Origin of the sequence: Arthrobacter sp. Cr_A7 (genome assembly GCF_029222765.1) — a bacterium.
In the GTDB taxonomy this organism is placed as follows: domain Bacteria; phylum Actinomycetota; class Actinomycetes; order Actinomycetales; family Micrococcaceae; genus Arthrobacter.
Map to the genome: position 1 here is coordinate 1 of NZ_JARHXQ010000370.1, position 3,348 is coordinate 3,348.

Below are 3,348 nucleotides of genomic sequence, written 5' to 3' on the forward strand. Positions count from 1 at the left end.
TTGACCTGCGCATTTGTCCCGGTAACTGTTGCCGGCCTTGGGTCTTCCCGAGCCCCGTCCGGGCCCCTCTCCGAAACGCCGATAATCTACATTATGTAAAGTAGCGCTAATCCGGACCCTCCCCGGGCTAACGCCGGGACCCTATCCCAGCGCCCACTAAGGCGCCGACACCCAGGCCAAGCGCGAAACCCACCACCGGGCTGTCGAAGACTGCCAGGCCGAGGGTGATTCCAACAGCGGCGCCCAAAAGGCAGCAGATCCACAGTGGCTTGTTCACAGGACCTCCAGGGTGGGCAAAAGTACTCGGAACGCCTAAACCAGTAGTTACTTCATCATGCAGTAGCAGCCGGCCACAATGGACCGTTCACAGGTAGCCCGCCGGGAAGATTCGGGTACCTCACCACGGGTGCCAAACGACAGCCGGTCTTCTATCGTCGTTCGCACACGCCATCTTCGGCTTCTGCCGGCAGTCATCGCGACATTCCTTCGCCGGCTTATGCAGACGGCTTCGGTGCACAACAGCCAGGAATCATCATGCCGCTTTCCCCTGAACCCGCAGAAAAAAGCGCGGTGTTGTCCCCACTCCCCCAGGCATCCGGAACGCCTGAGACCGCCCGCGAGGACGCGCTCCGGCAGGCCCCGGGCAGGCCGGTGCTGATGCTTCGCCCGGCGCCCGTCAAGGTCCGTGCCATCACCTGCCACGCCATCGCCTACACCGTCACGCATGTCCTCGTGGAACGGGACGACGACGCCGGATACCAGGCAAGCTGGGAGGCCAGTTGGCTGGTGCGCCGCCTGTAGTAACCAAGTATGGGGGTACTCGAATTCGAGTACCACTTACGCATGTTGACGTCAACCGGCCGCCGTAGTCTCGAATTCAGGGCAGCAGCTTTCAGGGCTTCTGCCAACGCTCCAGGTGGGCAGATCACGGTGATCTCTTCTCCTGAGGATTGATTGCCGGCCGGATCCTTGCTGAAGCTCGAGGAACAGGACTTACTACCCACGACCGGGGTGTATCCCCGCTCCTTTGTCCAGCTCCTATGCGAGGGTTCCATGACACTTCCATCGCCATCTCCTTCATCCCCTGCGGCACCTGTCTTCTTCGACGCAAGCGGCAAGCGCTGGCGCCGGATTCTCAGCTGCCTGCTTGCGCTCATGCTGTTGATGGTCCTGTCAGTTGTGATGGTCCTCCCCGCCGCCACGGCCCCGGTCCACTCCGGGCAGCAGAATCAGGTCGCGACGTACCCCAGGCAATTGCTGGACCTGCAGGACCTGGAAAACATCCCCAGGATCGGAGTGGACCTGGGCGAGGCTACGTTCCACAGGATCGCAACGGTAGAAAATAAGGACGGCAAAGTTCTGCTGAAGGATCCCTTCAGTGACACCGTCTGGCGGGAAGCCACACCGGAAGAGTCAAAGCTGATCGGCGCCAGTCCGTATGTTGTGGAGGCCTACGGCAAGACCAAAGAGCGCACGCTCATGCTGACATTCGATGACGGCCCGGATCCCAGGTTCACGCCGGAAATCCTGGACCTGCTGTCCCGCGAGGGCGTACCGGCCACGTTCTTCACTGTCGGGGACAACATCGTCAAATATCCTGACATCTTCCGGCGCATAGTCCGGGAAGGCCACATGGTGGGCAACCACACCATGTCCCATATCGACTTCTGGGCCCACGATGATGCCTTCAACCGCCAGCAAATCATCGGAACCGACCGGGTCATGCGTGCCGCCGACAACTACGAGTCGCGGTTGTTCCGCATCCCTACCGGCGACCCGGAGAACAACACGCTGGCACTGCTGCAGTCACAGCAACTCGGTTATCTGCACGTCAGCATGGACCTGGACACCAGGGACTGGGAATACCTCCCGGAAGCCGAAATCCCCATCCCGGAGCTGAACGGCGAAGGACACATCGTCCTCCTCCACGACGGAGGCGGGGACCGCAGGGGAACCATCGAGATGCTGAAGAAATTCATTCCCCAGGCGAAGGCGCAGGGCTACACTTTCGCCACCCTGCAACCCTTGCTGCCGGCCGACTACGTGCCCCAGCACAGCGTGCCGGCAAGCGTTGAAGACAACGTAACCCTCGCGGCACTGACAACCTACCTGGTGACCCCCAACCTGCTGCTGAACTGGCTGTTCTGGTTCGGCATCGGATCCCTCACCATCCTCACGTTCCTCTTCGTGGTTCTGGCCATCGTCAACAACAGGCGCCAAAAGAAGCGCCGGTGGGAGGAGATCGCCGAATCAGAGTGGCCATTGGTCAGCGTGATCCTGCCGGTCTTCAATGAAGAACTCGTGGTGGCGAAAACGCTCGATGCCCTTCAGGCCAGTGACTACCCCCGGCTGGAGGTCATCGCCATCAACGACGGCTCTACGGACAGCACCCTTGCTGTCCTGAGGGAGTATGCCGAATCATGGCCCGGCCTCCGGGTCCTCGATCAGGCCAACGGTGGCAAATCCGCAGCCAGCAACTATGGAATCGAAGAGGCGCGCGGAGAAATTGTAGTGACCCTGGATGGCGACACGCTTTTCGAGCCCCAGACGATAAAAATGTTCGCCCGTCACTTCCTGGCTCCCCGGAACGGCAAAGAGGTTGGAGCCGTTGCCGGGCACGTGAAGGTCGGGAACCGGCGGAACATCGTCACCGCCTGGCAAAGCCTGGAGTATCTCTCCGGTATTTGTGTCACCCGCATGGCAGAGGGCCTCATGGGCGCGATCTCCATCGTTCCCGGAGCGTGCGCTGCATGGCGCCGTGAGGCACTGCTGAAAGCCGGCGGATACTCCCATGACACACTCGCTGAAGACGCCGACCTGACGCTTTCCCTGCAGCGCCTGGGGTACAGCATCGTCCAGGAAAATGAAGCCGTGGCGTGGACTGAAGCGCCCCTGACGTTCCGCGGGTTGTTCAAGCAACGGCTGCGCTGGACATACGGCAACTTCCAGACCCTGTACAAGCACCGCCGCATGCTGTTCAACCCGAAGTTCGGGGCGCTGGGAATGCTCACCATGCCCTATGCCCTCATTTCCGTCCTTGTCCCGCTGCTGTTTATGCCGCTGACAGTCGCGGTGGCCTTCATCAGCCTGAGCCGCGGGGAATGGCAGGCCATCGCCATCTTCTCGGCGTTCGTGGCAGCAACCCACCTGCTGATTTCGATCGTGGCCGTGATCATGGTGCGGGAAAACCCCCTCCACCTGCTCATGGTGCCCATCTACCGGCTGATCTACGAACCGCTGCGCGCCTACGTCGTCTTTGGTTCGGCGCTCCGCGCCCTACGCGGTTCAGCGGTGGGGTGGTACAGGCCCGAACGCACCAACAGTGTCATCCTGGCAGACCTTCCGGGC

At 61.3% G+C, this 3,348-nt stretch carries 2 protein-coding genes; both read left to right on the plus strand.

The window, feature by feature from the left end:
- The first annotated feature begins 534 nt into the window (after positions 1 to 534).
- Complete coding sequence (locus P2Q66_RS21725; protein WP_275731464.1) at positions 535 to 801, plus strand: hypothetical protein; 267 nt, start codon at positions 535 to 537, stop codon at positions 799 to 801.
- A 252-nt stretch (positions 802 to 1,053) separates the two neighbouring features.
- Positions 1,054 to 3,348 (plus strand): glycosyltransferase (locus P2Q66_RS21730; protein ID WP_275731466.1); only part of this gene is annotated, 2,295 nt, incomplete at its 3' end.